The sequence below is a fragment of the Nonomuraea rubra genome (assembly GCF_014207985.1).
GTDB lineage: Bacteria > Actinomycetota > Actinomycetes > Streptosporangiales > Streptosporangiaceae > Nonomuraea > Nonomuraea rubra.
Map to the genome: position 1 here is coordinate 5,046,844 of NZ_JACHMI010000001.1, position 16,097 is coordinate 5,062,940.

General features: G+C 72.0%; 12 protein-coding genes. 10 read left to right on the plus strand and 2 right to left on the minus strand.

Annotation, left to right across the window (positions count from 1 at the left end):
- Window positions 1-2 precede the first annotated feature (2 nt).
- Both HD593_RS22995 and HD593_RS23000 read left to right on the plus strand, forming a co-directional pair.
- Window positions 3-743: a class I SAM-dependent methyltransferase gene (locus HD593_RS22995; protein ID WP_185104189.1), complete on the plus strand. Its 741-nt coding sequence runs from the start codon at window positions 3-5 to the stop codon at window positions 741-743.
- Window positions 743-1,897: an aminotransferase class I/II-fold pyridoxal phosphate-dependent enzyme gene (locus tag HD593_RS23000; protein WP_185104190.1), complete on the plus strand. Its 1,155-nt coding sequence runs from the start codon at window positions 743-745 to the stop codon at window positions 1,895-1,897. The genes HD593_RS22995 and HD593_RS23000 overlap by 1 nt, the downstream gene beginning before the upstream one ends.
- 3 nt (window positions 1,898-1,900) lie before the next feature.
- Here HD593_RS23000 and HD593_RS23005 read toward each other — a convergent pair whose 3' ends face one another.
- Entirely contained in the window at window positions 1,901-5,011 is a 3,111-nt protein-coding gene (locus tag HD593_RS23005; protein WP_185104191.1) for an AfsR/SARP family transcriptional regulator, read from the minus strand.
- A 251-nt stretch (window positions 5,012-5,262) separates the two neighbouring features.
- Window positions 5,263-5,484 carry a hypothetical protein gene (locus HD593_RS23010; protein ID WP_185104192.1) on the minus strand — a complete coding sequence of 74 codons (222 nt, stop codon included), beginning with the start codon at window positions 5,482-5,484 and terminating at the stop codon, window positions 5,263-5,265.
- A gap of 298 nt (window positions 5,485-5,782) precedes the next feature.
- Here HD593_RS23010 and HD593_RS23015 point away from each other — a divergent pair, with 298 nt between their 5' ends.
- From HD593_RS23015 to HD593_RS23050, 8 genes are all read left to right on the plus strand, one after another.
- On the plus strand, window positions 5,783-6,127 hold the full coding sequence (locus tag HD593_RS23015; RefSeq protein WP_221524905.1) for a hydroxyisourate hydrolase: 345 nt from the start codon (window positions 5,783-5,785) through the stop codon (window positions 6,125-6,127).
- Between the two features lie 5 nt (window positions 6,128-6,132).
- Window positions 6,133-7,860, plus strand: coding sequence for a 2-isopropylmalate synthase (locus HD593_RS23020; protein WP_185104194.1), 1,728 nt, complete (start codon window positions 6,133-6,135; stop codon window positions 7,858-7,860).
- A gap of 16 nt (window positions 7,861-7,876) precedes the next feature.
- Window positions 7,877-10,645 carry a helix-turn-helix transcriptional regulator gene (locus tag HD593_RS23025; RefSeq protein WP_185104195.1) on the plus strand — a complete coding sequence of 923 codons (2,769 nt, stop codon included), beginning with the start codon at window positions 7,877-7,879 and terminating at the stop codon, window positions 10,643-10,645.
- 84 nt (window positions 10,646-10,729) lie between these two features.
- Complete coding sequence (locus HD593_RS23030) at window positions 10,730-10,948, plus strand: acyl-CoA carboxylase epsilon subunit (protein WP_185104196.1); 219 nt, start codon at window positions 10,730-10,732, stop codon at window positions 10,946-10,948.
- 79 nt (window positions 10,949-11,027) lie between these two features.
- The gene (locus tag HD593_RS23035; protein ID WP_221524906.1) at window positions 11,028-11,993 is read left to right on the plus strand and encodes a hypothetical protein; all 966 of its coding nucleotides are present in this window, start codon (window positions 11,028-11,030) and stop codon (window positions 11,991-11,993) included.
- A gap of 10 nt (window positions 11,994-12,003) precedes the next feature.
- Window positions 12,004-12,969, plus strand: coding sequence for a DUF1702 family protein (locus HD593_RS23040; protein WP_185104197.1), 966 nt, complete (start codon window positions 12,004-12,006; stop codon window positions 12,967-12,969).
- A 167-nt stretch (window positions 12,970-13,136) separates the two neighbouring features.
- The gene (locus tag HD593_RS23045) at window positions 13,137-14,138 is read left to right on the plus strand and encodes a DUF1702 family protein (RefSeq protein ID WP_246546689.1); all 1,002 of its coding nucleotides are present in this window, start codon (window positions 13,137-13,139) and stop codon (window positions 14,136-14,138) included.
- Window positions 14,135-16,093, plus strand: coding sequence for a CRTAC1 family protein (locus HD593_RS23050; RefSeq protein ID WP_312903636.1), 1,959 nt, complete (start codon window positions 14,135-14,137; stop codon window positions 16,091-16,093). Before HD593_RS23045 ends, HD593_RS23050 begins: the two co-directional genes overlap by 4 nt.
- Window positions 16,094-16,097: the final 4 nt, after the last annotated feature.

Genomic DNA, 16,097 nt, shown 5'->3' on the forward strand with positions numbered 1-16,097 from the left:
CGATGGAGTACGGATCCGATCACGCCGAGTACTACGATCTCATCTTCCGCAGCCGCGGCAAGGACTTCGAGAGCGAGGCCCAGGACCTCGCCAAGATCATCCGCTCCCGTACGCCCCGCGCGCTGTCCCTGCTGGACGTGGCCTGCGGCACGGGCGCGCACATGGAGACGTTCGTCAAGCTCTTCGACCGCGTCGAGGGCCTGGAGCTGTCCCCGGACATGCGGGCGGTGGCCGCGGGGCGGCTGCCCGGCGTCCCCGTGCACCCCGGCGACATGCGCGACTTCGACCTCGGCCGCGTCTTCGACGCCATCACCTGCATGGGCAACGCCGTCGGCGAGCTGGGCTCGCCCGGGGAGCTGCGGGCGGCGATCGGCACGATGGCCGCGCACCTGGCGCCGGGCGGCGTGCTGGTCGTCGAGCCGTGGTACTTCCCCGACAACTTCCTCGACGGCCACGTCGGCGGCCACCTGCTGGTGGAGGAGGACCGCGTCGTCTCCCGGATGACGCACTCGCGCCGCGAGGGCGGCAAGAGCCGGCTGGAGGTGCGCTTCAGGGTCGCCGACTCCTCCGGCTTCAAGGACTTCTCCGAGGTGCTGCACTCCAGCCTGTTCACCCGCGAGCAGTACACGGCGGCCTTCGAGGCGGCCGGCTGCCGCACCGAGTTCCTGCCGGGCTTCCGGCTCGCCAACGGCCGTCCCAACAGCCCCGGGCTCTTCGTCGGCATGCTCGACGGGGTGGCGTGATGGCGTCCTGGGAGACCCTGGTCGTCGGTCGGCCCAACGTGGGCGAGCGCGAGCGGCTGATGCGGCGGCTCGACGGCGTGCTCGACCGGCTCTGGCTGACCAACAACGGCCCGCTGGTGCGCGAGTTCGAGGAACGCATCGCCCGCGTGGCCGGCACGCGGCACGCCGTGGCCACCTGCAACGCCACCACGGGCATCCAGATCGCCGCCAGGGCCGCCGGCATCAGGCCCGGCGACGAGGTCATCGTCCCCTCCTTCACCTGGGTCGCCACAGCCCACGCGCTGGAGTGGATCGGCATCGTCCCGGTCTTCTGCGACGTGGACGAGGCCACCGCCAACGCCGACCCCGAGCACGTCGCCCGGCTGATCGGGCCCAGGACCCGCGGCATCCTGGCCGTGCACGTCTTCGGCCGCCCGTGCGAGGTGGACGCGCTGACGCGGCTCGCGGACGAGCACGGCCTGGTCCTGCTCTTCGACGCCGCGCACGCGCTCGGCTGCACCTACCGGGGCAAGCCGGTCGGCGGGTTCGGCACGGCGGAGATCTTCAGCTTCCACGCCACCAAGTTCGTCAACAGCGTCGAGGGCGGCGTGATCGTCACCGACGACGACGCGTACGCGGCCCGGGTCAGGGCCCTGCGCAACCAGGGCATCGACCCGGCCGGCCGGATCGCCGGGCCCGGCACGGTCGCCAGGATGAACGAGTTCTGCGCCGCCATGGGCCTGACCTCGCTCGACGCCATCGACACGATCGTCGCGGCCAACCGCCGCAACCACGCCGCCTACGAGGAGCACCTGGCCGGCGTGCCGGGGGTGACGGTGCGCGGGCAGGCGCCCGGCGAACGCGCCAACCACCAGTACCTCGTGATCGAGGTGGACGAGGCACGGGCCGGGATCTCCCGCGAGAGCGTGCTGGAGGAGCTGCTCACGTACGACGTGCACGCCCGGCGCTACTTCTCGCCGATCTGCCACCAGGTCGAGCCGTACCGGTCCGCGCCCGAACGGCACATCCCGCTGCCGCTGCCGCGCGCCGAGGCGCTGGCGAGCAGGGTGCTCTCGCTGCCCACCGGGCCCACCGTGGAGCCGGACGACGTGGCGGCCGTCTGCCGGATCATCAGGGACTCGGTCGCGCGCGCGGGGCGGCGCCTCGTCGCGTGACGGTCAGGGCGTGGGCTCGGTGGACGGCAGCATCACCGGCCCCGCCCGGTTGTTGACCGAGGACAGGTGCTCCAGCACCAGCTTGCCCGTCCTGTCGTCCACGTGCTCGACCAGCTCCATCACGCGGGTCACGGCCCGGTCGGACGCGGTCGTGTCGCCGACCGACCAGAGCGCGTCGCTCAGCCTGATCAGCGTGCGCGCCTCCAGCAGCGGGATCCGCGTCTGGCGGTACAGCAGGGCGGCCTTGCGCAGGTGCTCGACGCCGTCGCGGGGCCGCTCGGTGGCCAGGGCCAGCTCGCCCAGCCCCGCCAGCGCGTGCGCCTCGGCGAGCTTGTGACGCGACCGCCTGGCCAGCGTCAGCGCCTTGTCCAGCAGGGTGTCGGCGTCCGCCAGGCGGCCCCGCCGCACGTTGGCGACGCCGAGCCCGTGCAGGGCGTACGCCTCGCCCGTGGTGTCGCCGATCTCCTGCACGATGGTCAGCGACTCCTCGAAGGCGCCCGCCGCCAGGCCGAACTCGTTGGCCTGCAGGTGGATGCGCCCCATCCGGTGCAGCACCTGCGAGACGATGCGCCTGCTGCCGCCGTCGCGCCCGCGGACGAGCGCCTCGGCCAGCAGGATCTTGGCCTCGTCGATGTCGCCGCACTCGGCCCTGATCGCCGCCAGGTTCTGCAGCGTGATCGCCGCCTCCAGCTGGTCGCCGATGTCGTTGAAGATGGCCAGCGCCTGCTCCAGATGGTGCATCGCCTCGTGCAGCTGGCCGTCGATCCGCTTGAGGAAGGCCAGGTTGCGGGTGGACCTGGCGACCAGGGGCACGTCGCCGATGCGCTCGAAGATGGCCAGGGCGGCCTCGAAGTCGCGCCTGGCGTCGTCGAAGCGCTGCTCGGTCTGGGCCAGCGAGGCGCGCACGATCAGCATCTCCGCTTGGCCGCGCTCGTCGTGGCCCTGGCGGGCGGCGTCCAGCGCGATCTCGTGGGTCTCGCGCCAGTCGTCGAGGTAGCCGCGCAGCTCGAAGAACGGCTCCGCGTTCCTGGCCATGCGCCAGCACAGCTCGACCAGGCCGGCCTGGGCGGCCTGCCGGATGCCGGAGACGAGCAGGTGGCGCTCGCGCTCGAACCAGGCGATCGGGTTGGACACCAGCCTGTCGACCAGCGCGTCGGGCAGCCAGGAGTCGATCCGGGTCCGCTGCTTGCGCGTCTGGTCGGACGAGCCGTACTCGCGGTCGTGGGCCGCCATCAGCAGGGCGTGCAGCGCGTGCAGCACCCGGGTCAGCGCCGCGCTGCGCTCCGCCGGGTCCTCCTCCGCTGCCAGCCGCTCGCGGGCGTACACCCTGATGAGGTCGTGGAAGCGGTACTGCACCCTGGAGGCGCCGCCGGTGCCGATGACCTCCACGAGGTGGGCGTCGGCCAGGTCGTCGAACAGGTCCTGCGCGGTGGTCAGCGGCTCGGCGAGCACCGCGGCGCCCGCCCACGCGGAGAAGACGGGCGAGTCGAGCAGCGCCAGCCGCCTGAACAGGCAGCGGGCCGGGTCGCTGATGTTCTCGTACGTCAGCGACAGGCTGGCCCTGATGCCCATGTCGCCGTGGCTGAGCTCGTCGAGCCTGCGGGCCTCGTCCCGCAGGCGGTCCACGAGATGGTCCAGGCCCCAGTGCATCCTGACGGCCAGCCGCGCGCCCGCGATGCGCAGCGCCAGCGGCAGGCAGCAGCACAGCTCGGCCAGCGCGGCGGCGGACTCCGGCTCGGACAGCACCCGGTCCGCGCCCGCGATGTGCGACAGCAGCTCGACGGCGTGCGAGACGTCGAACTCGGCCACGCTCACCTGGGTCGTGCCGGCCAGGCCGCCGAGCCGGTGCCGGCTGGTCACGATGACCGCCGACGGCGGGTTGCCCGGCATCAGCGGCAGCACCTGGCTCTCCGACTCGGCGTCGTCGAGCACGATCAGCACCTTGCGGTCGGCCAGCAGCATGCGGAACATCTCCGCGCGCTCCACCAGCGTCTCGGGCAGCTCGGAGCCGCGCACGCCGAACGCGCGCAGGAAGCGGTCGAGCACCTGCATGGGGCTGACCGGCCTGGCCAGCGCGCCGTGCAGGTTCGCGAAGAGCTGGCCGTCGGGGAAGTGCTCGGCGATGGTGTGCGCCGCGTGGATCGCGATGGTGGTCTTGCCGATGCCCGGACGTCCCGCGATGGCGACGATGGGCACGGCGAAGCGCGCGTCGCCGTCCAGGGGCATGGTCAGCCGCCTGCTGATGTCCTCGATCTGGTCGTGCCTGCCGACGAAGTCGGCGATGTCCGCGGGCAGCATGCGCGGCACCGCGGGGATGGGCGTGGCCGCGACCGGCTCGGCGGCCGTCACCGGCGGCGGGCTGGGCGCGGCGAGGCTGTCGTCGGCGCCGAGGATGGCCGCTTCGAGCTGCTGGAGCCGCTCGTTCGGCTCGATGCCCAGCTCGTCGACCATGCTGCGCCTGGCGTCGCGGTAGACCTGGAGCGACTCGGCCTGCCGGCCCGAGCGGTACAGCGCGGTCATGAGCTGGGCGATCAGCCCTTCGCGCAGCGGGTTCTCCTTGACGAGCCGGCTGAGCTCGCCGACCAGCTCCTGGTGGCGGCCCAGGTCCAGCTCCAGCTGCACGCACTCCTCGTTGGCGGTGATCCGCTGCTCGGTGAGCCAGCTCGCCAGTGCCTGCACGTACCTGCTCTCGATGCCGTCGAGGGCGGGCCCGCGCCACAGCGCGAGCGCGCTGCGGTAGTGGCTGATCGCCTCTTCGAGGTGCTTCTGCTCGCGCGCCTTGCGCGCCCTGCCGACAAGATTGTCGAAGCGGTGCGCGTCGATGGATTCCGTCGGGGCGCGCAGGGTGTACCCCTGCCGCGTCGTGACGATCATCTCGGCGTGACCGTCCTTGTTGATCAGCCGGCGCAGCGCTGAAATGCAGATCTGCACCTGTGCGCGCGCGGTCGCGGGCGGCTCGTCGTCGTAGATCGCCTCTACCAGGCGATCAAGGGTGACCGAGCGGTTGGCGTTGAGCAGCAGGACTGCGAGCACGATCTGTTGTCGGGCTCCGCCAGGTCCGAGTTGCCGGCCGTTCGCGGATACTTCGAGGGCCCCCAGTACACGAAATTCCACGCATATCTCCTCGAAGAGATTGTCCGCAACGGTTGCCGTTCTGACGTGCGTGGTCCGAAAAGCTCACACTAGATGTAAGACCAGTGATCCCACACCCCCCGTACGGCCGCCCGCTAACGGGGCGGCCGAGGCGATCCGGCAGCAACTGCTCGCAGCGTGACACCTGTATGCCTTGGGCGGACCCTGGTTTGGTTTGTGGAGGATCGTACATCGCTGGGCGATGCGTTACCACCTACTTGACGGCCTGACCTTCACTCCCAGGGGGAGTCGCCGGTCAGCTCCCACGGCGAGTCGCCGGTCAGTTCCCACGGCGAGTCGCCGGCGGACGGGGTCTCCCAGGGCGAGTCGCCGGCGGACGGGGTCTCCCAGGGCGAGTCGGCGGAGGCGGGGGACGCCAGCCCGGCGATGGAGCCGAAGATCGCGATGATCGAGACGAGAGCCAGGGCCGCGATCCTGCTGATGCGAGTAGCCATTTCGACCTACCTCCGAGTTGTGATCCGCATCGGTTGGTGCGTTGCCGATGACGCTCACGGAGGGCGCAATTCACTTCGCATCGCGCGGCTTTCGGGGTGGTATCGGCACTGGTCAGCGCGGTGCGCCATCGCTTTGCGATGGCGCGCCATCGGCCGCCCTTCGCGCCGCTATCGCCGGGCGATAGCGATTCGATAGAACGCGAAAGGGACCGTGATAGCCGCGCTCTGCATGGTGAACGAGTACACGCGGGCCACCGGCCCGCGGGAGCTGGTTTCTAGCCCTGATGGGTGTGGTGACATGGGAATCTCGGTGGAGGCGCAGGACGCGGTGTACGGCCGCCCCGCCGCCGGCATGGAGGTGCGCCTCGAACGCATGGCCGACACCCGCTGGGTACTCGACGGGAAATCCGAGATCGGCCACGAGGGCCATGTCCGGGAATGGCTGACGCTCGATCTGAGCCGCGGCCTTTACCGCGTCGTGTTCAGCGGCGAGCGCTATTTCGGGGCGCTCGGGCTCAGCTCCGCTTATCCGGAGATAAGCGTGGTCTTTCGCCTCCTGGGAGAGCAGGACGCGAGCGTGTACAAGATTCAAGTCTGGCTCTCGCCTTATTCCTATTCGACCAACTTCGGCTCGAGGATCTGATCGACATGAAGGCCTCCAGGTACAGCTCGCCACCGCGGATCCCGCTCGACGGCCGCTCCTGGCCGGACGCCACCCTCAGCGCGCCGCCCCGATGGCTCTCGACCGACCTGCGTGACGGCAACCAGGCGCTGTCCAGGCCCATGTCGCCCGAGCGCAAGCTGGTCATGTTCGACCTGCTCGTCGGCATGGGCTACAAGGAGATCGAGATCGGCTTCCCCGCGGCGAGCCGGGACGAGCACGACTTCGTACGCCTGCTCATCGAGCGCGACCTGATCCCCGACGACGTGGTGATCTCGGTGCTGACGCCGGCGCGGGAGGACCTCATCGAGGCCACGATGGCGAGCCTGCGCGGCGCCTCCAGGGCCACGCTGCACCTCTACAACGCCACCTCGCCGGCCGTCAGGCGGCTGGTGCTCGGCGTGAACCGCCAGGAGTGCAAGGACCTGGCCGTCCACGGCACCCACCTGGTCATGAAATATGCCGACTCCCTGCTCGACGGGTGCGACGTGCGCTTCCAGTACTCGCCCGAGCACTTCAACGACACCGAGCTGGACTTCTCCGCCGAGGTCTGCGAGGCCGTCATGGACGCCTGGCAGCCCGGCCCCGACCGGCCGATCACCCTCAACTTCCCCACCACCGTCGAACGCTGGACGCCGAACCTGTTCGCCGACCAGATCGAGTGGATGGACCGCCATCTGAGCCACCCCGCCTTCCGCTGCCTGTCGGTGCACCCGCACAACGACAGGGGCACGGGCGTGGCGGCGGCGGAGCTGGCCATGCTGGCGGGCGCGGAACGCGTCGAGGGCTGCCTGTTCGGCAACGGCGAGCGCGCAGGCAACGTCTGCCTGGTCACCCTGGGGCTGAACCTGGCGGCCCAGGGCGTCGACCCCGGCATCGACTTCGGCGACCTGGACGGCGTGCGCCGCATCGTCGAGGAGTGCACCGGCCTCGCCATCTCGCCGCGCCACCCCTACGGCGGCGACCTGGTCTACACGGCCTTCTCCGGCGGCCACCAGGACGCGATCAAGAAGGGCTTCGACGCCATGGCCACGCAGGCGGCGGTCGCCGGGCGTGACCGGTCCGAGCTGCCGTGGGCGGTGCCGTACCTGCTGGTGGACCCGCAGGACGTGGGCAGGACCTACGAGGCGGTGGTGCGGGTGAACAGCCAGTCCGGCAAGGGCGGCGCCGCGTACGTGATGAGCTCCCGCTACGGGATGAACCTGCCCAGAGGGCTGCAGGCCGAGTTCGCCCGGCTCGTCCAGGCGCTGGCCGACGACACGGGCGGCGAGGTGGCGCCGGAGCGGATCATGGAGGCGTTCGCCGACGAGTACGTCGTGCCCCGCGTCCCCTCGTTCGAGGCGCCGGGCGCGGTGGCCACCCTGTACCTCGACGGCGAGCCCGACGGCGCCGACTGGGCGGGGACGGTCGCGTCGCTGCGGTCGGCGCTCGAACGGCGCGGCCTGGTGGCGCGGGTGGTGCGGCTCATGGACGGGGCGTCGGTGCGGCGGGGTGAGGAGATCACCGTGTACGCCGAGTGCGAGCTGGACGGCGACCCGGTCTGGGGAGTGGGCATCGAGCCGGACGTGTGCGCGGCCGCGCTGGCCGCCGTCGGCTCCGCGGTGGTCAGGGCGCGGCGAGAAGGGTCGCCCACAGGTGGTGAGGATGGGGCCGGGGATGGACACCGCCGGCGTCTCGGGCGGCCCAGGCTCAGACGCGTGATGGCGAAACGATAGAGATCGGGATCCCGTCATGGCACTGATCGAGCGGCAGGAAGAGCTGTCATGCCTCGAGACGCTCATCGCCGGCGCGGCGCTGGGCGAGGGCAGGATCGCCCTCGTCAGCGGCCCGCCGGCGATGGGCAAGAGCGCGCTGCTGGACGCCCTGGCCGAGCGGGCGATCGACGTGGGCGCCCTGGCGATCACGGCGACCGCGTCCCGGATGGAGCAGGGCCTGCAACTCGGCGTGCTGCGCCAGCTCATCCAGGACGCGCCGCTCGTGCGCGGCGAGCGCGAGCGCGCCGCCCGCCTGATCGAGGAGGGCCGCAGGAGCGCCACCGAGCGCGCCGGCAGCGAGCTGCTGCTGGAGGAGCAGGTCGTGCACGCGCTGATCACGGTGCTGCTGGAGCAGTCGGAGCGCTACCCGCTGGTCATCCTCGTCGACGACGTGCACCACGCCGACCGGGCCTCGCTCATCTGCCTGGCCTACATGGCGCGCAGGGTCAGGGGCGCGAAGGCCGTGGCGGTGTTCGCGCGCAACGACGGCTTCCCGCACGACGACATGTTCGGCACCGACGTGCTGCGCCTGCCGCACTGCCGCCGGCTGCGCCTGCCGCCGCTGTCGCGCCGCGGCGTGGCCGCGCTGATGGCGGGCCGGGTGGGCCTGGGCGCCGTGGACCGCTTCATCGACGACTGGTACGCGCTCAGCGGCGGCAACCCCCTGCTGGCCGGCGCGCTGGCCGAGGACTACAGGAGGTTCCTGCGCACCGCCGACACGCCGCCCGCCGAGCTGGTCGTCGGCGAGCAGTTCGACCAGGCCGTACGCGAGTGCCTGCGGCGCGGCCACCCGCGTACGGCGCAGGTGGCGCAGGGCCTGGCGATCCTCGGCGCGCGCGAGGGCCTGGAGGAGCTGCTCGGGCTGCCCGGCTTCGACGTCAGCAGGGAGCTGGACGCGATGGCGGCGATCGGCCTGCTGGACTCCGGCACGTTCCGCCACGAGGCCGTCAGGTCGGCCGTCCTGGCGGGCACCGAGCTGGCCCGGCGGCGCGAGCTGTATCGCGGCGCGGCCGAGCTCGCCTACACCAGGGGCCTGCCGCCGTGCGTGGTCGCCGACCTGCTGCTGCACGCCACCACGATCAACGCCTCCTGGGTGGTGCCCACGCTGGAGGAGGCCGCCATGATCGCCCTGCGCGAGGGCCGGGTCGAGGAGGCCATCTCCTACCTGAAGCTGGCCTGGCGCGAGTGCGCGGACGAGTCCCGCCGCGCCAAGATCATGACGATGCTCGTCCGCGCGCAGTGGCGGCTCAACCCCGCCGCCCCCGCGGGCCACCTCGACCTGCTCACCGAGGCCCTGACCAAGGGCAGCCTGCGCGGCAGCGACGCGATCGTGCTGGCCCGCGCCCTGCTGTGGCACGGCCGCTTCGACGACGCCCGCGAGGTGCTGGAACGGCTGACCGCCGAGATGGACGCGGCGGACCACGAGACCCGCGCCGAGCTGCTGGTCACCCAGCTCTGGCTGCGCGCCACCCACCCGCCGCTCGTCGCGCACACCCGCTACCCGCGCAAGGCGGACGTGCTGGCCGGCATGGTGTCGGGAGCCGTCAGCAGGCGGATGGAGTCGACGCTGGCCCTGGCCGAGGTGGTCACCCGCGGCCCGCGCGAGGCGAGCCTGCGCACCGTCGAGCGCATCCTGGAGAACACCCACCTGGACGAGATGTCCATGGACGTGGTGGAGAACTCGCTGCTCGCCCTCACCTACGCGGGCCGCTGCGGGCGCGCGGCCCCGCTGTGCGACCAGTTCAGCGCGGAGGCCTCGGCCAGGCAGGCGCCCAGCAGGCAGGCCAGGCTGGCCGCGATCCGGGCCGAGATCTCGATCCGGCAGGGCGACCTGCCCGCCGCCGAGCGGCACGCCCGCACCGCGCTGGAGACGATCCCGATGAGCAGCTGGGGCGTGGCCATCGGTGGCCCGCTGGCCAGCATGATCAACGCGCTCACGGCGATGGGCCGCCAGGACGCCGTGCGCGAGTACCTGGACCGCCCGGTGCCGAAGGCGATGTTCGAGACCAGGTACGGCCTGCACTACCTGCACGCCCGAGGCCGCTACAACCTGGCCGCCGAGAGCTTCACGCTGGCCATCCACGACTTCCTGCGCTGCGGCGACCTGATGACGGCCTGGGGGCTGGACAACCCGTCCATGATCCCGTGGCGGGCGGACGCGGGGGAGGCGTGCCTGCGCGTGGGCCAGGCGGAGGAGGCCATGCACCTCATCGAGGGGCACCTGGCCGCCTGCGACCACGCCGCGCACCGCGCCAGGGGCATCGGCCTGCGGCTGCGGGCCGCGGGCGCCGAGCCGCAGCGCCGCCCCGCCCTGCTCAGGCAGGCCACGGAGTACCTGCAACTGGCAGGCGACAAGTACGAGCTGGCCAGGGCCCTGTCCGACCTGGCGGAGGCCTACGACGCGCTGGGCGACGGCAGGCGCTCCCGCACCATCGCCGGCCGGGCCCTGGCGGCGGCGGAGGAGTGCCACGCCACCCCGATGATCAGCGCGCTGAGCCGGGCGACCGAGTCGGACGACGTGCCGGCGCCGCTGTCCGGCGCCGTGATCGGCACGCTGAGCGGGGCCGAGCGGCGCGTGGCGGCCCTGGCCGCCGCCGGATACGCCAACCACGAGATCGCCGACAAGCTGTACATCACCGTCAGCACGGTCGAGCAGCACCTGACGAGGACCTACCGCAAGCTCAACATCACCGGCCGCGCCGACCTCCCCCTGATCCAGGAGTTCGGCAACCAGCCCCGCACCTGACGGCAGCGTTCTGACGGCAGCGTTCTGACGGCAGGGCATGCGGGAAGTTGCCGCCGCCCGCCCGCGCGGGTGATCGTCGATGGTATGGAGCTGACCGTGGTGCGGGGCAGGGCGACCCCCGAGGAGCTGGAGGCGATCGCCGCCGCCATCGCCCGGTGCGTGACGCTGAACGCGGCGCGGGACGGCGACGGCCGGGACACTCGCTGGGCCGCGTCCGCACGACCGGCGCGCGGGCCGCTGCCCGCGGGCGGGAGCGACGGATGGCGGCTGAGCGGCTGGTCAGCCGGGCGCGACCGGTGGTGATCGGCGAGCGCCGGGCCGTTGCCCGCGATCATCTTCCGGCTCATCCTGAGGGCGACGATCGGCGACCGCGGAGGTCCGGATGAGCGAGACGGCGAGCGAGACGGCGAGCGAGACGGCGAGCGAGACGGCGAGTGAGACGGCGAGGGCCGAGGCACAGCAGGCGGGCGCGCAGGCGCCGCGCAGGAGATGGCTGCTGGTGACGGTGAGCTGCCTGGCGGGGTTCCTGCTCACCGTCGTGTGGTCGGCGAGCTTCGTCGACACCACCATCGGCGGCACCGTGACCGACACCCTGCTCGGCGAGGGCGCGGGGGAGCGGCCCCTGGCGGGCGTCGCGGCCGGTGTCGTCTTCGCCTTCGTCAGCGGCCTGGCCGGCACGTTCACCGCCTGCAACATCGCGGTCTTCGGCGCGGTGGCGCCGATGGTGTCGGAGGGCGGGCAGACCAGGCGGCTGCTGGCGCCGCTGGGCTGGCTGGGCGCGGGCATGACCGCCGTGTCGGCGCTGTACGGCGCGGTCGTGGGCGCCGCCGGCGTCGCGATGCCGCAGTTCTCCACCGCCCAGAACGTCGCCGGCGCCCTGTCGCCGCGCAGCATCCAGTCGATGGTGGTCTTCGGCGCCATCGGCCTGGCCATGCTCTACCTGGGCCTGGCCGCGATCGGCCTGGTGCCCGACCCGTTCGCCCGCGCGCCGCGCGCCCGCCTGGTGTTCCTGGGCGCGCTGATCGGCGGCTTCCTCATCGGCCGTCCCTTCCCGCTGTTCCGCCACCTGTTCAGGCACGCCGCCGAGAGCGGCAACCCCCTGTACGGCGCGGCCGCCTTCACCCTGCAGTCCCTGGGCAACGTCGTGCTCATGGCGGTGCTGTTCCTGATCGTGGCGAGGTACGGCGGCGGCCTGCGGCGCTGGCTGCAGGCCAGGCCGGGCCGCGTCGCCGCGGTGACCGCGGCCACCCTGATCGTGGCCGGCGTGTTCACCTTCCTGTACTGGGACCTGCGGCTGCTGGCCCGCAGGGAGATCATCCCCTGGTATCCCGTAGCCCCGTGGTCCTGAAGGAGGCACCATGCCCACGTTGCTCGGCTCGCTGCGCAGGCTCGTCCTGGCCCCCGCCCTGGAAGAGGTGACGTTCGCCCGGCGCGGCTTCCCGGGCGCGGCCTCGGCGGCGACGGCCCGGCTGGAGGCCATCCCGCAGGCCGTGGTGTGCGGCTTCGAATGGGGCATCGACGCCCGCGACCAGTGGGAGGTGGAGCGCAGGCTGGCCATGGTGGACGCCGAGCTGCGCGGCTTCGCCTACGAGGGCGCGACCATGGCGTTCACCGTGCGCGACGTCATGCCGGGCGGCGGCGCCCGCCGTACCCGCGACCTGCTGCTCGGCCCCGGGCAGCCGCACATCTTCCTGGCCTACATCGGCATCGGCTTCGCCATGGCGCGGCTGCCCAGGCCGTTGTGGAAGAAGGTGCTGCCCGACCTGTCCGGCACGCCGTACCACCCGACGATGAGCTGGCTGGCGGTCGACGGGTACGGCTTCGACCTGGCCTACTTCCACACCCGCACGTGGGTGGACGGGCAGCGGGTGCCGGAGGCGTACCCGTGGCTGGGCGATTCCGGCTACTTCACGCGCGCGGCAGACCAGGGGATCGGGCGCGCGCTGTGGTTCATCCACGGGGCGCGGACCGGTGACGTGTCGGCCGCGGTGCGGGCCTTCGCCTCGCACCGGCAGCCCGACCTGTGGAGCGGTGTCGGCCTGGCCGCGACGTTCGCAGGCGGCTGCGACGGCGAGGCGCTGGACGCGCTGGGCGAGGAGGCGGGCGAGCACCGGGCGCACCTGGCCCAGGGGTCGGTGTTCGCGGTGAAGGCGCGCCATTACGCGGGATTCCTGCCGGCGCACAGCGAGGCGGCGGGCGCGGTGCTCACCGGCCTTTCCGTGCCGGACACGGTCGCGCTCGCGGACGACACGGCGGACGCCGACTACGAAATCTGGCGCGGCCGGATCCGCGCGCATTTCTCCACGGAAAAAGCCGGCCGCTGACCCGCATTATTTCCACCTGGCCAGACGCGTGGCTCGATGCTGCGCTGAAACACCCTCTGAGCTGAGCAAATCCGGAGTTGTCCGACTGTCGGACCGGATGGGCTAATTAGTAGGAGTTTATCTGACCACAAGGTTGGAGGGCGATTTTGGCCAGTGTGTTGCGGTCATTGAGGCAGAAAATTCTGACGCCGAACATCCGGGAGACCACGCTCGAAAGGCGCGGTTTCCCGGTGAAGAACGCGGCGGCCAAAGAATTGCTGGAGACCGTCGGGGAGAGCTTTCTCACCGGCTACGCCCACGCCGTGGAGGCGGGCAGCCTCTCCGAGGCCGAGCAGCGACTAGAGCAGGTGCCGGCGAGGTTCAAGGGCTTCGCCTACGAGGGCGCGGGCATGGGCCTGGCCGTCCTGGACTGCCTGGCCTTCTCCGACCTGCGCAGGACCCGGCAGTTCCTGAGCGGCGCGGGCGACAGGCACAACTACATGATCTACGTCGGGATCGGGTGGGCCATGGCGCGGCTGCCCCGCCTCCTGTGGCCGTCGAGCCGGCGGCTCGACCCGCTGCTGCTGTGGCTGGTGCACGACGGCTACGGCTTCCACCAGGCCTACTTCCACACCCGGCGGTACGTGCACGAGCAGTACCGGGAGCCGCGCTTCACCTGGCCCCCCGGGTACGAGAGCTACGCCGCCCGCGCGATCGACCAGGGCATCGGACGTGCGCTGTGGTTCGTCGGCGGCACGGACGTGGACAGGGTCACCTCCCTGATCGACGGCTTCCCCGCGGCCCGCAGGCCCGACCTGTACGCGGGAACGGGCCTGGCGGCCACCTACGCCGGCGGCGCCGGCGAGCCCGAGCTGCGCGAGCTGCGCCGGCGGGCGGGCGAGCACGCGCCCCAGCTCGCCCAGGGCAGCGCGTTCGCCGCCGAGGCCAGGATCCGCGCCGGCCTGCTGAACCCGCACAACGAGCTGGCCGCGCACGTGCTGTGCGGGACGAGCGCGCAGCGGGCGGCCACGCTCTGCCGCGAGACCCGGCCCGCCCCCCCTGCGCCTGCCTCCCCTGTGCCCGCTTCCCCTGTGCCCGCCTCCCCGGTGCCAGGCGCCGTGCCCGCGTACGAGACGTGGCGCGCCCGCATCGCCGACAGTCTTCACTCCTATGGAGGTGTTACCCCGTGACAGTGGTGGCCGCATGGCTGCGCAAGCAGCTCGCGGGCGTCATCGCCCTGGTCCTGATGATCGCCATGTTCCTGGTGGGCCGCCCGACCTTCGCGTCGCAGGCGGACAGGGAGAACCTGGCCGGCGCGTACGGCTTCGCGCCCATGAGCATCGCGATGCCGGGCGGGGCTCCCCAGCAGACGATCCGCAAGGTGAACAAGGCCTACAAGCACATCGACGCGTGGATCTCCTCGGTCGGCGCGGCGATCGCGATGAACGACCTCGACGGCAACGGCCGCGACGACGACCTCGTCATCGTCGACACCCGTACCGACCAGGTGGTCGTCACCCCGGCCCCCGGCCAGGGCACCGCCAGGTACCAGCCGTTCGAGCTGAGCCACGGCTCCCTGCCGGTGGACGACACCATGGCCCCCATGGGTGCGGTCCCCGCCGACTACAACCAGGACGGCAGGACGGACCTGCTGGTGTACTGGTGGGGCCGCACGCCGACGCTGTACCTGCAGCGCTCGACCGCGACCACGCTCGGCGCGGACGCCTTCCACGCCACCGAGCTGGTGCCCGCGTCCTCCGGCGGCGGCGCCTACCGCGGCCAGCTGTGGAACAGCAACGTGGCCACGGTGGCCGACTTCGACGGCGACGGCAGGCCCGACATCTTCGTCGGCAACTACTTCCCCGACGGCAGCCCCGTGCTCGACAGCGGCAAGGACGGCGGCGTCGAGATGAACGACTCGCTGTCCAACGCCGTCAACGGCGGCAGGAACTACTTCTTCCGCTGGACGGCGGGCACCTCGGGCGACCGGCCCACCGCGAGCTTCACCACGCTCGGCGACGTGCTGCCCAAGGACCTGTCCACCGGCTGGGAGCTCGGCGCGACCTCGGTCGACCTCGACGGCGACACGCTGCCCGAGCTGATGCTGAACAACGACTTCGGCCACGACCACCTGCTCTACAACACCTCCAAGCCCGGCACGATCTCCTTCTCCCGGGTCGAGGCCGTGCGCGGCCCCGGCGTGCCCAAGTCCAAGGTCCTCGGCGACGACTCCTTCAAGGGCATGGGCTCCGACGCCGGCGACTTCAACCACGACGGCATCTTCGACTTCTTCGTCAGCAACATCACCACCCCGTACGGCATCCAGGAGAGCAACTTCCAGTTCATCTCCACGGCCAAGAGCAAGGACGACCTGCGGGCCCAGCTCAAGAGCGGCGCCGCCCCCTGGAAGGACCTCAGCGCCGAGCTGCGTACCGCCTGGTCCGGCTGGGGCTGGGACCCCAAGATCGAGGACTTCGACAACGACGGCGAGCTGGAGATCGTCCAGGCGACCGGCTTCGTCAAGGGCGACGTCAACCGCTGGCCGCCGCTGCAGGAGCTGGCCGCCGCCAACGACCAGGTGACCCGTACCCCGAAGTCGTGGCCGAACGTCACCGAGGGCGGCGACATCGCCGGCAGCCAGACCCTGGCGTTCTTCGCCCCCGACGGCAACGGCCGCTACGCCAACCTGTCGCAGGAGCTGGGGCTGGCCGTGCCGGTGCCCACGCGCGGCATCGCGACCGGTGACGCCAACGGCGACGGCCTGCTCGACTTCGCCGTGGCGCGGCAGTTCGACGCGCCGATCTTCTACCAGAACACCAGCACCTCCAAGGGCGCCTTCCTCGGGCTGCGGCTCACCCACGAGGACCCGTCCGTCACGTCCGGGGCCGGCTCCCCGGCGATCGGCGCGCAGGCCACCGTCACGACCCCGGACGGGCGCACCCACGTCGGCCGCGTGGACGGCGGCAGCGGCCACTCCGGCAAGCGCTCGCACGCCATCCACCTCGGCCTGGGCCAGAACGTGACAGGGCCGCTGCAGGTGCGCCTCACCTGGCGCGACCGTACCGGCCAGCCCCGCAGCCAGGACCTCCAGCTCACCCCCGGCTGGCACGCCGTCCAGCTCGGCACGTCCGCGAAGGAGAAGTGACGAC